Below are 14,289 nucleotides of genomic sequence, written 5' to 3'. Positions count from 1 at the left end.
CGAGAATACCGAAGGCGGCCACGGCGCAGGTGCCGATCTGAAACAGGCTGCCCGGACGACAGCGCTGACGATGACCTACCTTCAGCGCAAGCTGATGGATTGACGCGGACTTCGGGGTGACCGGTTCTCTAGCCGATCGCCTCCGCACGCTTGACCCATAATCGGTCACTCCGCACGAGTTTGCCGAGGCCCAGTACGGGTCAATCGTTAATCCGAGCTCGGCGACCCCTTCTTCTGGCTCGCGGCTGTTCGAAGCCCTTGCGTAACTCGGCGTCCTCTCTCATCTGATCGCCTCCGGTCGAACGCGGAGCGGCAGCTCTGCTAGGAGCGCTTGCCGATGCGATCAGCCAGGTCAGTCCGCTGGAAGCGCGTCGAGCGTCTTCGTCACGCGGCGACGCAACGCCGGGTCGCGCGTGATCTCCAGCATCGCCCCGAGACTGCCACGCGCGGCCGCAATCTCATGGTCGACAAGCTCGAGCCGAGCGCGCTCCCACCATGCGTGCGGATAGGCCGGTGCCATTGTCGTCATGCGAACGTAGAGTTCGAGCGCACGGCGGCCCCTGCCCGCCTGCTCGGCGCGCGACGCCTGATTCTGGAGAAGGCGGACAAGCACGGCGCGGTTCGGCATCGCCGCGACGTGCGTCACCGCGCGACCGGAGCCGGCGACCGCCGCGATTAACGCGGCGAGCCGCTCGCCCCCCACGCGCTCGCCCTTCGCGAACGGATCGACGATGACCGGCGCCTCCTCCGCGCCGATCAGCACGAGCACGTGGCCCGGAAGGTCGAGCACGTTCGCGGTCCAACCCAGCCGACGCGCCATCGCGACCCAGAGTATCGCCAAGCTCACCGGCAACCCGCGGCGACGATCGAGGACGCTGATGAGGTCGGCATTGGCGGGATCGTCATAGGTCTCGGAGTCGCCGGCGAAGCCGAACTCCCCGGCGAGCACTGCGGCCAGGGCGTCGGCACGCTCGGCGGCTGGCACTGCGTCACCGCCGACCAAATCCAGCCGGGTCTCCATCGCGTCGAGCAGGTCGTGATAGGTCGTGAGATCGGTGCCGGGATGGTCGAGCAGCGCCAGCGTTAGGGCAGCGTCATCGAGGGCGATCTCTTCCTCGTCGATCAGGCCGAGACGGTTGAGGTCTTCATTCATTCGATCCAGATGGGGAGTCTGGGTGATTATGGAAACGGGCGTCAGCGGCGCCGCCGGCTTTTTCATCGCCATTCGACGACACGCCGCGTTTACAGGCGAAATCGCGTTCGAAACCTGGAGTCGGTATCATTTTCAACCTGATCTTTGCTGTGCCGATGCTGATCGTCCTAGCCCGCTGGCTGTGGCCGCTGCCGCTACCGCTCTGGGCCAAGCTACCGGTCGGGTTGCTGATGCTGGCCGCCTCGCAATTCCATCTCTGGAGCCGAATCTCCTCGGGTTCGGTGTTCGCTCCCGAGTTCCCGCGGCCAGTCGTCATACTGTTCAACTGGGCATTCGGCGCGCTGCTGCTGCTCGCCGTTTTCCAACTGATCCTCGACCTGGGTACCCTCCTGACGACGCTCGTCCGTCAAGAGATAGTCCTCGAGCCCGCAGGGCTTCGCTTCGCCGCCGCGGCGCTGGCAGCGCTCGTTTCCGCGATTGGTGTCGCCAACGCGTTGCGTGTTCCGCCTGTCAGAGACGTGACGGTCGCGATCCACGACCTTCCGGCATCCTTCGACGGATACTGCATCGTCCAGCTTACCGACCTGCACATCAGCCGGCTGTTCACTGCCACATGGGCAAGGGCCGTCGTCGATCGTGCCAACGCGACCGGCGCCGACCTGATCGCCGTGACGGGCGACTTCATCGATGGCTCGGTGGATATGCGCCGCACCGACGTGGCACCGCTTCGCGACCTGCGCGCGCCGGACGGCGTCTACGCGATTCCGGGTAATCACGAGTATTTTTTCGACTGCCGTGCATGGATGCGACACCTGACAGACATGGGCTTTCGCATGCTGCCGAACGCGCATGCTGTCGTAAGCCGCGGCGGCGCGCAGCTCGTGATCGCCGGCGTCACCGACCTATCCGCGCCGAGCGTCGGTGAGGTCGCACCCAACCTCGGCCTCGCCTTGAAAGGCGCTCCCGCCGAGGCGCCCGTCGTCCTTCTCGACCATCAGCCGCGCCAGGCGCGCGCCGCTGCGGCGCGCGGCGTCGCGCTTCAGCTGTCGGGACATACGCATGGTGGCATGATTGTCGGGCTCGACCGGCTTGTCGCGCGCGGCAACGCGGGTTTCGTATCGGGACTCTACAACGTGGGCCGCATGGCGCTCTACGTCAGCAACGGGACCGGGCTTTGGCCGGGCTTCGCGCTCAGGCTCGGCGTACCATCCGAGATCACGCGAATCACGCTGCGACGGTCGGTGTAGGGTAGCTGCGCCCGCGACATCTCGAGATCACGGCCGAATAGAGCATATAACGGCACACGACCCATAACCGGTGGATCACGTTTCGCTTCGAGCTTTCCACGACCGGACTTTCGTTCTCGTAGCGCGTCGATCGTTCGGCGCGCGAGGCGTCTCGTCGATTTACCTTTAATCGCATCACTTGGCCTTCGGCTGTTTCGATCGTCGAATGCCGATCGTTAGCCCTTCACCCCCTAGCCCTTCCTATTGCTCTCCACGAAAACCGCGCGCATTCTGTCGCTGACCCAGTGACGCGAGGGGCAGGCGGCATGGCATCGGCACTTCATCGACCGACCCGAATGTCGGAGGAACGTCGGTTCTTCTTTGTCATGTCGATTGTGGTGTTTGCGACCGCAGTCGCGGGCTTCGGCTCCGACATCGTGGTAGGCCACGTCTGGTTCACCGATTTCCCGTGGCAAGTGCATGTCCACGCAGTCGTTTTCACCTCCTGGATCATCCTGTACGTGGTGCAGAACTGGCTGGTGGTGGATGGCCACAACATCATACTGCATCGTCGGCTCGGCTGGCTGGGTGCAGGGATCGCGACGATGATGGTGCCGCTTGGCATCGCGGCGACCGTGATGGCGATTGCGCGCGGCAGTATCGCGGGCATCTTTCCGCTCGGCCTCTTCCTGGTAATGGACGTCCTGGGTATCCTCGGATTCGCCGCGCTCACCTTTGCTGCGATTCGGCTGCGCAATCACGCGGGATGGCACAAGCGGCTGATGCTGTGCGGGACGGTACTGGTTATCGCGCCAGGAATTGGGCGGCTGGTCGGCCCGCTGCCGCTTGGCACCTTCACGCCCGTTGCGCTGTTCGCCGCGATCATGCTGTACATAATGGTCGGCATCGTTTTCGACCTAATCGTCCTCCGGCAGGTTCATCCCGCCTACTGGTGGGGCGCGGGCGCGGTGGCGCTGCTACAGTTGGTGACTGGCCCTATCGGCTTCAGTCCACCGGTCGTCGCGTTCGCAGAAAGGCTCGCTGTATAACGACCGCACTGGTAATCGGCGCGTTCACCTTGGATGAAGGCTCCGCTCCAGCGCTAGCGAAGACGGAGTATTGCCTGATCCTCACCTCGCGCTGACCGACTTGAGGCGTTTGCCGCCGATCTGTGCGGGACACACGGGATGAGGCTCACCGACAGCGGCAATACCCCCGCCAACATTTGCACCCCCCAACCAAAGTCGTGATCGTGGCCGTAAGGATGCAGCTGACCAAACGGCCGGAAATGCCATGTCGGTGCTTCAAAGCGGGCTGGCCGCGTTCCACCCTACACTTTCCATCAGGTTCTAAATTCCTGGGTAAGGTGAGAGATAGGAACCGATCAGACATCGAGATCCGTGATTACCGGGTGATTACTTCAGCAAAAATGCGCTATCGAAACAGCCATTTTATCACGTTATTTCAAAGCTTTAAAAGAAATATTTCATTAAGGTCTGGTACTTCCGTTACGTGCGGGTCTAGATCACGATGCACGGCCCCTCATGCTTCCCCGACGAAGCATGAGGGCTGTCGCTCGAGAAGCACCGGATCGACGATCCGATCGTCGGCCCTGCGGCCGGCCTGTCCGCTTACTCTGCCGTCTTGACCCGCTGGTCGGCGACCTGCGGATCCGCTGAAACCTGGCCAAGCGCGCGCTCCACCGCGAGCGCGAGTTCGCGCGCGCCGTAGGGCTTGGCGAGCAGGATCGCGTCGACCGCTGCGTCGACCGCTGCGGTATCGCCCGTCGCGAAGACGATCCCCACCTCCGGCCGCAACGCGCGTGCCTTGTCGGCGAACTCCGGGCCCGACAGGCCGGGCAGGTTGACGTCGGTGACGAGCGCATCGATCGGCACGGTCTGCAGCGCCGCCATCGCTTCCTCGGCGCTCGCCGCGTCGATCACGACGTAGCCGCTTTCCTGCAGCATCTCGGCGGTGTTGAGGCGGATCATCTCGTCATCCTCGACGAGCAGGATCGTGCCGCGCTGCATCACCGGTTCGGGCGCGGCGGAGGGTGGCGCCGGGCTCGTCGTCGCCCCCGCCCCCGCCGCCGGTGTCGTGCCGAGCTTGCGTTGCCGCTGGTTGGCCAGGACGTGCTGGAATTTCCGCGCCAGCGCCTCGCGCGTGTAGGGCTTGGACAGCAGTTCGACCCCGGCATCGAGCTTGCCGCCATGGACGATCGAATTCTCGGTATAGCCCGAGGTGAACAGCACCGCGATGTCGGGCAACCGCTCGCGCGCCTTGCGCGCCAGCTCGGGGCTCTTCATCGTGCCGGGCATCACCACGTCGGTGAACAGCAGGTCGATCGCGATGCCGCTCTCGATCACGCTCAGCCCGCTCGCCGCATCGACCGCCTTGAGCACGCTGTAGCCGAGGTCCGACAAGATCTCGACGACGGTATCGCGCACCTCGGCATCGTCCTCTACGACGAGCACCGTCTCGCTTCCGCCGGCGACCGGCCCGGTGTCGGTCGCGACCTCGACATCCTCCGACTGCATCGCGCGCGGCAGATACAGCTTGATCGTGGTGCCTTCGCCGACCTCGGAATAGATCTTCACGTGGCCGCCCGACTGCTTGACGAAGCCATAGACCATCGACAGGCCGAGCCCCGATCCCTTGCCCTCGCTCTTGGTCGAGAAGAACGGTTCGAACACCTTGTCGATCACCTCGGGCGACATCCCGCTGCCGGTGTCCGACACGGCGAGCATGACATATTGCCCCGGCGTCACCTCGTCATGCGTGCGCGCATAGGCGTCGTCGAGCGCGGCGTTGCCGAGCTCGATCGTCAGCTTGCCCTGTCCCTCCATCGCGTCGCGCGCATTGATCGCGAGGTTGAGCAAGGCATTCTCGATCTGCGCGGGATCGATGAAGGTGTTCCACAGCCCGCCGCCGACGATCGTCTCGACCTCGATCCCCTCGCCGATCGCGCGGCGCAGCATGTCGTCCATCCCGCGCACGAAGCGCGTGACGTTGACCACCTTGGGCTCAAGCGCCTGTCGCCGCCCGAAGGCGAGCAGCTGCGCGGCGAGCTTGGCACCGCGCGAGACGCCCGCCATCGCATTGGCGACGCGGCGCTCGGCGCGGTCGTTGCCGGCAATGTCCTTGGCGAGCAGCTGCAGGTTGCCCGAGACGACCTGGAGCAGATTGTTGAAATCATGCGCGACGCCGCCGGTCAGCTTGCCGACCGTCTCCATCTTCTGGGACTGGGCGAGCTTGGCCTCGGCCTGGCGGCGTTCGTCGATTTCGGCGATGACGCGCGCTTCCAGCCCTTCGTTGAGCAGCCGCAGCTGATCCTCGGCGCGCTTGCGGTGCCGCGCCTCGCGCGCCAGACGCTCGGCCTGTTCGCGCAGCGATGCCTCGGCGGCGCGCTGGTGCGTGATGTCGGTGTGGACGCCGACCCACTCGCGGATCTCGCCGGCGTCGTCGAGCAGCGGCAGGCCGCGGATCGCGAAGGTCCGCCACGTCCCCGAATGGTGCCGCACACGGTGTTCGAACACGAACATCGACTTGGTCGCGACCGCTCTCAGCCACGCCTGCGTCGTTGGCGCGGCATCGTCGGGATGCACCGCGTCGGCCCAGCCGAACCCCTGATATTCCGCGATCGATTGCCCGGTCAGCGCCGCCCAGCCGGGCTGTTCGCCGATCATCCGGCCGTCGGGGCTGTTGGTCCACAAGACGCCGTGGATCGCATCCATCGCGGTGCGAAAACGACCGTTGCTGGCGGCGAGCGCGGCCTCGCGTTCGGCGCGCTCCTCGATGTCGATCGCGAGGATATGCACCCCCGGCACCGACCCGTCGGCCTCGATGTGCGGGACGTAGCGGATCTCGCTGCGGCGCGGTCGTCCGTCGCGGTGCAGCAGGATAGTCTCCGACGACAGCCGCTCGCCCGCGAGTCCACGCTCGATCGACGGGCGCCGTTGCTCATATTGCGTCTGGCCGAGCACCATCGCGACCGGCTTGCCGATCATCGATTCGGGATCGACGCCAAGCCAGTCGCGATAGGTCCCGTTGGCAAAACGATAGACATGCGCACGGTCAACATAGGCGATGAGCATCGGCACGGCATCGGTCACCCGGCGCAGCTCGGCCTCGCTGGCGGCGACTCGCCGCTCGGCATCGACGCGGGCACTGTTGTCGACGATCGTGCACATCACGCCGCCGACCTGCGCCCGCGCGTCGTAGACCGGCGTGTAGAACAGATCGAGCGTCAGCGTCTCGCGCCCCTCGGGCCGGTCGAACACGATCGGCTGGTTGCGATGCGAGGCGATCTCGCCGCGGAACCCGGCCTCGAGGATCGGCTTGTTCCAATGCCACACATCGGGGAATGCCGTCGCGACCGGGCTCCCCAGTGCCGCCGGGTGGCGATCGCCCGCAATCGTGCGGTAGGCGTCGTTGTAGAGCATGATGTGGTCGGGCCCCCACATCAGCACCTTGGCGACCGGTGAGTTGAGGATGTTCGCAACGGTCGTGCGCAACTCGATCGACCAGCCGTCGACCGCGCCGAGCGCCGTCGCGCTCCAGTCGCGCGCGCCGATGAGCGCTCCGCATTCGCCGCCGCCATGCGGCCAGGCGGCGCGGGGCGCATCCGCTCGCGCCGGCGCATCGCGGTCGCGCAGCAGGGTCAGGGCCGCGGCAACGACGTCGCCGGCGTCGCCATAATCACCCGTCGCGAGCCGATCGGCGATGATGCCATCAAGCTCTGCGGGGATGCGGATTTCTCGAAACGAGGAGTCGGTCGCCATCGTCACCATCTGGGAGAGGTCAAAAGCGCTGTCAACAAAGCGCGCGCTCTGGCCGGATCCTCAATGATCCGCTGCGGCGTGCACTCCGATCCCGGTTTCCGAGCGCAACCGCTGCTCGGGATAGGCCGCGCGGTCGATCGCCGAGCGCGGCGAGCGGTCGAGCGTCGAGATCAGCCAGATCGCAAAGAACCCGGCCGGCACCGAGAAGAGCGCGGGCGAGCTGTACGGGAAGATCGCCGACTCGAAGTGGAACACCGCAACCCAGATCACCGGCGACAGCACCGTCAGCACGAATGCGCTGAGCAAGCCGATGGCGCCACCCCACGCCGCGCCCTGGGTGGTGCAGCCCTTCCACAGCAGCGACATCACCAGCACCGGGAAATTGCCCGACGCCGCCAGCGCGAACGCCAGGCTGACCATGAAGGCGACATTCTGCTTCTGGAACACCACGCCGAGGATGATCGCGGCGATGCCGAGCAGGATCGTCGTGATCCGCGAGACGCGCAATTCCTTGACCGGATCGGCATTTCCCTTCCGGATCACGCTGGCATAGACGTCGTGGCTGATCGCCGACGCCGCCGACAACGTCAGCCCCGCGACCACCGCGAGGATCGTCGCGAAGGCGACCGCCGAGATGAAGCCGAGGAACAGATTGCCGCCGATCGCATGCGCCAGGTGCATCACCGCCATGTTGTTGCCGCCGCGCAGCGCGCCCGCCGCATCGACATAATCCGGGTTGAACGAGATCATCACGATCGCGCCGAAGCCGAGCACGAAGGTCAGCGCGTAGAAATAGCCGATCCACACCGTCGCCCACAGGATCGACTTGCGCGCCTCGCGCGCATCGGGGACGGTGAAGAAGCGCATCAGGATGTGCGGCAGGCCAGCCGTGCCGAGCATCAGCGCGAAGCCGAACGACAGCGCCGAGATCGGATCCTTGATGAACCCGCCCGGCCCCATGATCGCGCGGCCCTTGGCGGCGGCATCGCCGGCGGACAGACCGCTTTCGAGCGCGAGCTTGGTCTTCACCGCGACGGCTTTCGCGAACAGCGCCTCGAACGAGAAGCCGACATGCGCCATCACGCCAAGCACGAGGAAGGTCGCGCCGCACAGCAGCATCACCGCCTTGATTATCTGCACCCACGATGTCGCGCGCATGCCGCCGAACAGGACATAGACCATCATCAACCCGCCGACGACGATGATCGCGATGAGATAGGGCAGCCCGAACAGCAGCTGGATCAGCTGCCCCGCGCCGACCATCTGCGCGATCAGGTAGAAGGACACGACGAGCAAGGTGCTGACCGCCGAGAAGCTGCGCACCGGCCCCTGCATAAAGCGGTACGAGGCGACGTCGGCGAAGGTGAAGCGCCCGAGGTTGCGGAGCTTTTCGGCGACGAGGAACAGCACGATCGGCCAGCCGACGAGGAAGCCGATCGCATAGATCAGCCCGTCATAGCCGTCGTTGAAGATTTGCGAGGTGATGCCGAGGAACGACGCCGCAGAGCAGTAATCGCCCGCCATCGCCAGGCCGTTCTGGAAGCCGGTGATCCCGCCGCCGGTATAGAAATCGGACACGGTCCGCGTCCGCCGCGCCGCAGCACCGGTGATCCACAGCGTGATCCCGACGAACCCTGCGAACATCAGAATCGCGGTCCAGTTGGTCGGCTGGCGCGCGATCGCCCCGCCGATCGCGGCATTCGCCCCCGTCGCCCAGCCGAGCAGCACGAGCAAGGCGGCGCTGCGCCACACGCTCGGCGTCACGCGCGCGCGCTTTCGAGCAGTTCGGCGAGCCGCGCGTCGTACGACCCGTTCGCGCGCCAGACATAGACCGCGCAGATCGCGACCGTGCCGATCAGCATCGCCACGCCGAGCACAACCGCCAGGCTGGTCGTGCCGCCGCCGACCGGCTGCGCCATCAACGGCTTGTCGAACGCGATCAGCGAGATGAAGCTGCTGTAGACGACCACCGTGATCGCGGTGAGGATCCAGGAAAAGCGCTGCCGGTCGCGGACCAGCGCGATGTAGCGTGGGTCGGCGGCGATCCGCGCCTCGAGCGCATGGTCGGGCCCTGGGGCGATATTTGCGGCTGTCGGGTCTGGGGCTGTCGGGTCTGGGGCTGTCGGCATGCCGCACCATCAACGAGGATCGCGCCGATGGCAACGCCCGGGCGCGTCGCGGCGGATCCAAGCCGCGGCGGCTGGCGTTATGCGCTCTCTCCAGACGAAAGGCTTCTCCATGGCTAGCGCACGCTACCGCCCGCCCCACGACTTCGGCCTCGGCGGCGTCGCGATCGGCAACGAATTCCAGTTCGCCACCGACGAGCAGGCCGAAGCGACGCTCTCCGCGGCGTGGGACGCGGGCGTGCGCTATTTCGACGTCTCGCCGTGGTATGGCCTCGGGCTCGCCGAGCGGCGCTTCGGCCGCTTCCTCGCGCGCAAGCCGCGGGAGGAGTTCGTGCTCTCGTCGAAGGTCGGCAAGCTGCTGCGCGCCGCGCGCGACAACCGGTCGAAAGACTATTTCCCCTTCACCAACTCGCCCAACACGCCGCATTTCGACTATAGCGCCGACGGCGTGCTGCGCTCGATCGAGGACAGCCTGCAGCGCCTCGGGCTCGATCGGCTCGACATCGTGTTCGTCCACGATCTCTCGCCCGACAACGCCTTCCTGCCCGACGATTGGGAGACGCTGTGGCCGATCGCCGAACAGGGTGCCTTCCCCGCGCTGACCCGGTTGCGCGACGAAGGGGTGATCGATGCGTGGGGCATGGGCGTCAATTGCCCGCAGCCGATCCTGCGCTGCCTCGAGGTGGCCGACAGCGACGTGCATCTGCTTGCCAGCCAATATTCGCTGGTCGACCACGCCACCGCGGTCGAGAGCGTGTTCCCCACGGCGCGCGAGAAAGGCGTCAGCTTCGTCGTCGGCTCGGCGCTCAACGCCGGCTTCCTCGGCGGCGAGCCGCGCTACAATTACGGGCCCGACAACAGCCTGATCCCCGACGACAAGCGCGAGCGCCTCGCCACGCTGCGCGCCGTTGCCGGCCGGCACGGCGTCGACCTCGTCGCCGCCGCGCTGCAGTTCAGCCTTGCCCCCGACGTCGCCTCGGCGTTGATCGTGGGCACTGCGAGCCCAGACCACATCCTCGCCGACCACGCCGCGCTGCACGCGAAAATCCCGCCCGCCTTCTGGGAGGAATTGCGCGCCGCAGATATTCTCCACCCCGACGCCGCCATCCCCAATTGATCCGCGCAACCGCAGGAGCTTCACGATGAAAACCCGCAAACTCGGCCAGCAGGGCCTCGAAGTCTCGGCGCTCGGCCTGGGCTGCATGGGCATGTCCGATTTCTACGGCGTGCGCGACGACGCCGAATCGGTCGCGACGATCAACCGCGCGCTCGATCACGGCGTCACCTTCCTCGATACCGCCGACATGTACGGCGTCGGCGCCAATGAGGAGCTCGTCGGCCGCGTCGTGCGCGAACGGCGCGAATGGGTCGTCGTCGCGACCAAGTTCGGCAATGTCCGTGGCCCCGACGGCAGCCATCGCGGCATCAACGGCCACCCCGACTATGTCCGCCAGGCGTGCGACGCGAGCCTCCAGCGGCTCGGGCTCGACGTGATCGACCTCTATTACCAGCACCGCGTCGACCCCGCCGTGCCGATCGAGGATACCGTCGGCGCGATGGCCGAGCTCGTCGCGGCCGGCAAGGTGCGCTATCTCGGCCTGTCCGAAGCCGCCCCCGAGACGATCCGCCGCGCGCATGCCGTCCACCCGATCAGCGCGCTGCAGACCGAATATTCGCTGTGGAGCCGCGATCCCGAGGCCGACCTGCTGCCGACGGTGCGCGAGCTCGGCATCGGCTTCGTCCCCTACAGCCCGCTCGGCCGCGGCTTCCTGACCGGGCACTTCACCGCGCCCGAGGATTTGGCCGAGGGCGACAGCCGCCGCCTGCATCCCCGCTTCCAGGGCGCGGCGTTCGCGAAGAATCTCGATCTGGTCGCCGCGATCCGGACGATGGCGGCCGACAAGGGCTGCAGCCCGGCGCAGCTCGCGCTCGCCTGGGTACTCGCACAGGGCGACGACATCGTGCCGATCCCGGGCACGAAGCGCCGCCGCTATCTCGACGACAATCTCGGCGCGCTCGACGTGACGCTGAGCGCAGACGAGCTGCGCCACATCGACACCGTCCTGCCGCCCGGCAGCGCGGAGGGCACGCGCTATCCCGCAGCCTCGATGGCGACGGTGGACCAATGAGCGCGCCCGCCTTCGCCGCGATCGCACCGGGCAACCTCGCCGTCGTCACCGGTGCCGCCGGCGGGATCGGTCTCGCCAGTGCGCGCGCCTTCGCCGCCGCCGGGATGCGCGTCGTGCTGGTCGATCGCTCGGCCGAGACGCTGGCGACCGCCGCCGCGACGATCGACGGGGCGGCATCCTATCCGGTCGACGTATCGGACCGCGCGGCGATGAGCGAGCTCGCCCGCGCTGTCGCCGCCGATCATGGCCCCGTCTCGCTGTTGATGAACAATGCCGGCGTCGGCTCGGGCGGCGACATCTTTGCCGATCCATCCGCGTGGGAGAGCGTACTCGGCGTCAACCTGCTCGGCGTGCTCCACGGCGTGCAGAGCTTCGTCCCCGCGATGGTCGAGCAGGGCGGCCCGGCGCTCGTCATCAACACCGGATCGAAGCAGGGCATCACCCAGCCGCCCGGCAACACCGCCTACAATGTCAGCAAGGCCGGCGTGAAAGCGCTGACCGAAGGGCTCGCGCATTCGCTGCGCGAACGGACCGGCGAGCGCGTCTCGGCGCATCTGCTGATCCCGGGCTTCACCTTCACCGGGATGACCCGGCCCGGCGTTACCGAAAAGCCGCCCGGCGCCTGGTCGTCGGAGCAGGTCGCGGCGTTCCTGCTCGAGCGACTGGCGCGCGGCGATTTCTACATCCTGTGCCCCGACAACGAGACGACCCCAGCGCAGGACGCGAAGCGGATCGCCTGGGCGGCGGGCGACGTGACCGAGAACCGCCCGGCCTTGTCTCGCTGGCATCCCGATTGGCGCGATGCCTTTGCGGCGTACATGGAGGGCTGAGCGACTGCGCTCAGCGCTTGCGCGAATGGCCCCGCGTCATCGGGTCGGGCTTGGCGGGTTTCTTCCAGCCCGGCGGCGGGGTCATCCGCTGCTGGCTGGTGCCAAGGCCCATCGCGCCCGGCTGCTGGCGGAGCAGCCCTTCGGTCTCCGCCGCCTCGGCCGCCTCGACACTTGCCCCGCCGCGCAGCAGCGCCAGCCGGTCGCGCAGCCGCCGCGCCTGCTCGAAGTCGAGCGCGGCGGCGGCGGCTTCCATTTCCAGGCGAACGCGTTCGATCTCATCCATGGCGTGGAAACGCGCGACGGCGTGCATCGCTCCGCCGCGACCGTCCGTGCGGCAATGGGTTAGCACTGACCGAAAAACGCGCTTCCCCGGCAGCATGCGAATGCCGCTAGCCGTCTTGCCCGCTCTTCGTCCACCGCCCTCTCAACGCCCGCCCCAGCATGGCCGGCACCCCCGGCCGCACGAGCAGCCAATCGCGCAGCGCCGGCCCCTCGACCGCACCGAGCGTCGTCTTGTAGCCGCTATCGCCCGCGCCCCAGTCGACCGTCCGCACCCCCGCCGCCCGCGCGCGCACCAGATTGCGATAGTAAAGCAGCTTGCCCGGCGACTGCTTGGCGAAGCGCGGATCGTAGCTGTTGGCGATCGCATAGCGCGTCGTCCCGCCGTCGAGATCGAACGAGAAAGCTGCGGGCGCACCGTCGATCGTCAGCAGCGCCGCCGACAGCAGCTCCGCCAGCACCGGATCGCGCGCCACCTCGCGCCAGAAGGCGCCGTGGCCGGTGCGCGTGAACTTCGCGTCGCGCCCGTCGGTGCGCGCGGCGATCCAGCTCTTCTCCTCGATCGCGGCGAAGGCGTCGAACCCCGCTTCCCAATCCCCCGCCCCGAGGAAGCGCCAGTCGAGCGCGCCATGCTCGGCGAGATGCTTTTCGTGGAAGCGGTTCTTCTTCAGCGTCGATCCACGCGGCCAATCGTCCTGCTGCAGATCGAGCAGGAAACCGTGCGACACGAAGCGATCGAGCACCGCCCACCCCTTTTCGCGCGCCCGCGAGAGCAACGGCGCGACCGCCGCATCGCCATCGCTCACCGGCCCGATCCGCAGCGCCGTCACCGTGCGCCCGAGCGTATCGAGCAGCGCATCGAGCGCGCGCGGGCTGGCGCCCTCGGCCAGCGGGAAGCTGCGAAACGGCCAATAGCTCCCCGGAACGCTCGCGACCCGCGCGATCGCCGGCCCGACCGCGACGAACGGCAGCGCGATCACCGGCTGATCGTCTTCCTCGACCATGATTGTGCGCGCCGCGCCGCCATAGGCCGACAGCGCGGCGGCATACCAGGCATAGCGCAGGAAGCCGTGCGTCGGCGGCGCGAAATCGGCCACCGTATCGATCGCCCCCGACAGTCCGTCGAGCACGGTCGCGCGCGTCAGCGGCGGCAGGCGCGTGAAATCGGCGAGCAGCATCGGCTTGGTCATACACGTGCTTTAGCCGCTGTGCGTTACCAATCGGTGGAGGCTGGCGCTTGCGTCCGCGCCGGCCACACCCCACAAAGCGCGCTATGAACCCGTACCCCGCCGTCTCGACGATCGCCCAGACGATCCAGCTGGCGCTCTCGCCGATCTTCATGCTCGCGGCGATCGGGCAGTTGCTCAACGTGCTGGTCGGCCGCCTCGCCCGCGTCGTCGATCGCGCGCGCGTGGTCGAGGAATGGCACCCGCTGTCGAGCGGCCCCGAGCACGACCGTCACGTCTGGGAACTGCGCCTGCTCGACCGCCGCATGACGGTGATCAACCGCGCGCTCGTCCTCGCCGTGTCGAGCGCGGCGATGACCTGCATGGTGGTCGGCCTGCTGTTCGTCGCGAGCCTGTTCGCGCTCCACATCGGCACCATCGTCGCGGTGATCTTCATCGTCGCGATGGCGTTGCTGATCTCGTCGCTGGTCAGCTTCCTGATCGAGGTGCGCATCTCGCTCTCGGCGATCCACGTCCGCAGCGAATTGCTCGAGCGTTAACGTTTAGGGACGATACCCCCCAACCCGTTATGACACCCT

The 14,289-nt window shown here is 67.1% G+C and carries 12 protein-coding genes; 6 read left to right on the top strand and 6 right to left on the bottom strand.

Translation table 11 applies throughout. The features are described 5' to 3' along the window. Window positions 1-352 precede the first annotated feature (352 nt). The gene (locus U1872_RS14590; RefSeq protein WP_332793608.1) at window positions 353-1,153 is read right to left on the bottom strand and encodes a SirB1 family protein; all 801 of its coding nucleotides are present in this window, start codon (window positions 1,151-1,153) and stop codon (window positions 353-355) included. A gap of 155 nt (window positions 1,154-1,308) precedes the next feature. Between U1872_RS14590 and U1872_RS14585 the strand changes: the two genes are divergently transcribed. Beyond that, window positions 1,309-2,400: a metallophosphoesterase gene (locus tag U1872_RS14585; RefSeq protein ID WP_332793645.1), complete on the top strand. Its 1,092-nt coding sequence runs from the start codon at window positions 1,309-1,311 to the stop codon at window positions 2,398-2,400. 305 nt (window positions 2,401-2,705) lie between these two features. Further along, the gene (locus U1872_RS14580) at window positions 2,706-3,428 is read left to right on the top strand and encodes a hypothetical protein (protein ID WP_332793607.1); all 723 of its coding nucleotides are present in this window, start codon (window positions 2,706-2,708) and stop codon (window positions 3,426-3,428) included. Window positions 3,429-4,010: 582 nt separating this feature from the next. Here U1872_RS14580 and U1872_RS14575 read toward each other — a convergent pair. Genes U1872_RS14575 through U1872_RS14565 form a run of 3 tightly spaced genes read right to left on the bottom strand, consistent with a single transcriptional unit; the run spans window position 4,011 to window position 9,289 of the window. Further along, window positions 4,011-7,160, bottom strand: a complete 3,150-nt coding sequence (locus U1872_RS14575; RefSeq protein WP_332793606.1) for a hybrid sensor histidine kinase/response regulator — start codon at window positions 7,158-7,160, stop codon at window positions 4,011-4,013. Between the two features lie 60 nt (window positions 7,161-7,220). After that, on the bottom strand, window positions 7,221-8,924 hold the full coding sequence (locus tag U1872_RS14570; RefSeq protein WP_443025382.1) for a cation acetate symporter: 1,704 nt from the start codon (window positions 8,922-8,924) through the stop codon (window positions 7,221-7,223). Then, window positions 8,921-9,289, bottom strand: coding sequence for a DUF485 domain-containing protein (locus U1872_RS14565; RefSeq protein WP_332793605.1), 369 nt, complete (start codon window positions 9,287-9,289; stop codon window positions 8,921-8,923). The genes U1872_RS14570 and U1872_RS14565 overlap by 4 nt, the downstream gene beginning before the upstream one ends. 109 nt (window positions 9,290-9,398) lie before the next feature. Between U1872_RS14565 and U1872_RS14560 the strand changes: the two genes are divergently transcribed. From U1872_RS14560 to U1872_RS14550, 3 genes are read left to right on the top strand one after another with little or no spacing between them, the layout of a single operon-like run. Further along, entirely contained in the window at window positions 9,399-10,403 is a 1,005-nt protein-coding gene (locus U1872_RS14560) for an aldo/keto reductase (RefSeq protein ID WP_332793604.1), read from the top strand. Window positions 10,404-10,428: 25 nt separating this feature from the next. Beyond that, complete coding sequence (locus tag U1872_RS14555; protein ID WP_332793603.1) at window positions 10,429-11,415, top strand: aldo/keto reductase; 987 nt, start codon at window positions 10,429-10,431, stop codon at window positions 11,413-11,415. Further along, window positions 11,412-12,245 carry an SDR family NAD(P)-dependent oxidoreductase gene (locus U1872_RS14550; protein WP_332793602.1) on the top strand — a complete coding sequence of 278 codons (834 nt, stop codon included), beginning with the start codon at window positions 11,412-11,414 and terminating at the stop codon, window positions 12,243-12,245. The genes U1872_RS14555 and U1872_RS14550 overlap by 4 nt, the downstream gene beginning before the upstream one ends. 10 nt (window positions 12,246-12,255) lie before the next feature. Here U1872_RS14550 and U1872_RS14545 read toward each other — a convergent pair whose 3' ends face one another. Beyond that, complete coding sequence (locus U1872_RS14545; RefSeq protein ID WP_443025381.1) at window positions 12,256-12,555, bottom strand: UvrB/UvrC motif-containing protein; 300 nt, start codon at window positions 12,553-12,555, stop codon at window positions 12,256-12,258. A 79-nt stretch (window positions 12,556-12,634) separates the two neighbouring features. Further along, entirely contained in the window at window positions 12,635-13,714 is a 1,080-nt protein-coding gene (locus U1872_RS14540; RefSeq protein ID WP_332793601.1) for a GNAT family N-acetyltransferase, read from the bottom strand. Window positions 13,715-13,797: 83 nt separating this feature from the next. On the opposite strand from U1872_RS14540, the gene U1872_RS14535 reads away from it, so the two are divergent. Further along, a complete protein-coding gene (locus U1872_RS14535; protein WP_332793600.1) occupies window positions 13,798-14,250 on the top strand; it encodes a DUF2721 domain-containing protein in 453 nt (150 codons plus the stop codon). The last annotated feature ends 39 nt before the right edge of the window (window positions 14,251-14,289 follow it).

Source organism: Parasphingomonas frigoris, assembly GCF_036663815.1.
Taxonomy (GTDB): domain Bacteria; phylum Pseudomonadota; class Alphaproteobacteria; order Sphingomonadales; family Sphingomonadaceae; genus Sphingomonas.
This window is presented reverse-complemented; position numbering and strand designations above follow the sequence as displayed.

What these genes read in the sequence shown, in the direction of transcription:
- U1872_RS14590 (WP_332793608.1), bottom strand. Translation starts at nt 1,153, where the DNA reads ATGAATGAAGACCTCAACCGTCTCGGCCTGATCGACGAGGAAGAGATC.
- U1872_RS14585 (WP_332793645.1), top strand. Translation starts at nt 1,309, where the DNA reads ATGCTGATCGTCCTAGCCCGCTGGCTGTGGCCGCTGCCGCTACCGCTC.
- U1872_RS14580 (WP_332793607.1), top strand. Translation starts at nt 2,706, where the DNA reads ATGGCATCGGCACTTCATCGACCGACCCGAATGTCGGAGGAACGTCGG.
- U1872_RS14575 (WP_332793606.1), bottom strand. Translation starts at nt 7,160, where the DNA reads ATGGCGACCGACTCCTCGTTTCGAGAAATCCGCATCCCCGCAGAGCTT.
- U1872_RS14565 (WP_332793605.1), bottom strand. Translation starts at nt 9,289, where the DNA reads ATGCCGACAGCCCCAGACCCGACAGCCCCAGACCCGACAGCCGCAAAT.
- U1872_RS14560 (WP_332793604.1), top strand. Translation starts at nt 9,399, where the DNA reads ATGGCTAGCGCACGCTACCGCCCGCCCCACGACTTCGGCCTCGGCGGC.
- U1872_RS14555 (WP_332793603.1), top strand. Translation starts at nt 10,429, where the DNA reads ATGAAAACCCGCAAACTCGGCCAGCAGGGCCTCGAAGTCTCGGCGCTC.
- U1872_RS14550 (WP_332793602.1), top strand. Translation starts at nt 11,412, where the DNA reads ATGAGCGCGCCCGCCTTCGCCGCGATCGCACCGGGCAACCTCGCCGTC.
- U1872_RS14545 (WP_443025381.1), bottom strand. Translation starts at nt 12,555, where the DNA reads ATGCACGCCGTCGCGCGTTTCCACGCCATGGATGAGATCGAACGCGTT.
- U1872_RS14540 (WP_332793601.1), bottom strand. Translation starts at nt 13,714, where the DNA reads ATGACCAAGCCGATGCTGCTCGCCGATTTCACGCGCCTGCCGCCGCTG.
- U1872_RS14535 (WP_332793600.1), top strand. Translation starts at nt 13,798, where the DNA reads ATGAACCCGTACCCCGCCGTCTCGACGATCGCCCAGACGATCCAGCTG.